This window comes from Moorena sp. SIO4E2, assembly GCF_010671945.1.
Taxonomy (GTDB): Bacteria; Cyanobacteriota; Cyanobacteriia; order Cyanobacteriales; family Coleofasciculaceae; genus Moorena; species Moorena producens.
Window position 1 is genome coordinate 1 of sequence record NZ_JAAHIE010001272.1, and the last position, 1,310, is coordinate 1,310.

Here is a 1,310-nt window from a genome sequence, read left to right on the forward strand (position 1 = left end):
GGCGCAACTTAGACTCAGTAGCCATCAGCAGACAATGGAATCGCTCCGCTAACAATAGGAGTATGTTCACAAGTCCCCAATGGACTTACAAAACTCAACTCAAAGACTTTGGTAAACCACCAGAAATTGTTAACTTACATTGGATATCTCGTTGGATCGATAAACCTAGCTTTTTTAGCAGTCTTCCATCTGAACTTCCTGTTGTGTGGTCACTCCACGATATGAATCCTCTGACTGGAGGCTGTCATCATGCCCTAGATTGCGATCAATTTACCAATCATTGTTGTAACTGTCCTAGTCTGAAAAAATCTGGGAAACGTGATCGAGCATGGAAAAACTTTGAACTTAAAGCCAAACTTTATCAGCATATCAATCTGCATTTTGTCGGTAACAGCACTTGGACAACACAACAAGCTCAAAAGTCTGCCCTTGGTAAATATGCTCGTTCTATCCGCACCATCCACCTAGGAATTGATACCAATGATTATCAACCTATTGATCCATCCATTGCCAAAGCTGCTTTACGAGTAAACCCCAATGATTTTGCGATCGCCTTTGCTTGTGCTGATTTATCTGATAAAAATAAAAATTTATCCGTTTTACTAGAAGCAATTGATGAGTTGGCAAAACATTACTCTATCACTTTAATTCTATTCGGATCGGGTCAAATTCCAGCTTTAAATAATCAAATTACTACCCTAAATCTAGGACGTTTATCTTCTCCTCACCTTCAGAGTCTTGCCTACTCAGCAGCTGATATATTTGTTATGCCCAGTCAAATCGAATCTTTTGGCTTAACGGCTCTTGAATCTATGGCTTGTGGCACACCTGTATTAGCATTTCGCACAGGGGGAATTCCCGATGTGGTTATTCATGGAGAAACAGGTTGGTTAGCTGATGAAGTTGGTTCAGCTCAATCACTCTATCAGGGACTCCATTGGATGGTAAAACATTCCCAAGAACGATCACATTTTGGAAAAGCAGCTCGTGAGAGAGTGGAGCAAAAATTTACGGCTGATTTAATGGCTAACAGTTATATCAATCTTTATCAGGAGCTTGTTAAAAAGTGAAACTGGTACTTATCCGCCCTTCTTTTCAAGACTGGTGCGGTAACAGATTATTTACCCAGGGAACTTCTTTTAATTCTGTATATCAAGAAGCATTTACCAAGTGGAAGCAAGTAGCAGCTAAAGCTGGATTTCAATTAGATACGTGGGATCAAGCACCCCTTGAGCAGGCTGACATTTTCTGGTTTTTAGATCTACCGCCATCCTACAGGGAATTTGAACACATTCGGACTCAATTAAGAC

Annotated in this window: 1 protein-coding gene and 1 pseudogene; both read left to right on the forward strand. The window is 40.5% G+C overall.

The window, feature by feature from the left end; all coding sequences use genetic code 11:
* Nucleotides 1–1,070, forward strand: a 1,070-nt coding sequence (locus F6K37_RS42870; RefSeq protein ID WP_287257278.1) for a glycosyltransferase, incomplete at its 5' end; no start/stop codon positions are given.
* A pseudogene (locus F6K37_RS42875) lies at nucleotides 1,067–1,310 on the forward strand (glycosyltransferase family 10 domain-containing protein); the annotation flags it as partial. The gene F6K37_RS42870 and the pseudogene F6K37_RS42875, both read left to right, overlap by 4 nt.